Origin of the sequence: Brucella grignonensis (genome assembly GCF_002252505.1) — a bacterium.
Lineage (GTDB): Bacteria > Pseudomonadota > Alphaproteobacteria > Rhizobiales > Rhizobiaceae > Brucella > Brucella grignonensis.
On the sequence record NZ_NNRL01000024.1, the window covers coordinates 1 to 569 of the forward strand.

A 569-nucleotide genomic window follows, 5' to 3' on the forward strand; every position below is an offset into this window, starting at 1 on the left:
ATGCGGAAGGACTGGAGAAGCTGGCGCTCTGGGCCCTGCAACGCATCTCGCCCGTCGTCATGGCCGATCCGCCGGATGGTCTGGTGATCGACACCACGGGCGCCGATCATCTCCATGGCGGCGAGGACGTCATGCTGAGCACGATCGTCCAGCGCTTTGCTGCATCTGGTGTCGAGGCGCGCGCGGCGATCGCCGACACATGGGGCGCGGCGCATGCCGGCGCGCGCTTTGCCACACGCTCCACCCTGGTCATTCCTCGGGGCGAAACCGCGCCTCATCTGCGGCGTCTGCCGATCGCGGCGCTGCGGCTGCAACCCGATATTGTCACAGGCCTGCGCACGCTCGGCTTCGATCGTGTCGGCGATCTCCTGGATCAACCGCGCGAGCCGCTGGCGCTGCGCTTCGGTCCTGAAATCGGCCGCCGCCTTGATCAGGCACTCGGCAATGTCGGCGAACCGATCGAGCCGTTTCGCGAAGCCGAAATCGTCGAGGTCCGGCGCGTTTTCGCTGAGCCAATCGGGGCGGCAGAGACGATTGCGCGCTATATCGCCAAGATTGTCGAAGCGTTG

Annotated in this window: 1 protein-coding gene; it reads left to right on the forward strand. The window is 66.1% G+C overall.

Features of this window, described 5'->3' with window-relative positions:
• On the forward strand, positions 1–569 hold a 569-nt coding region (locus CEV33_RS00280; RefSeq protein WP_141211514.1), incomplete at both ends, for a Y-family DNA polymerase.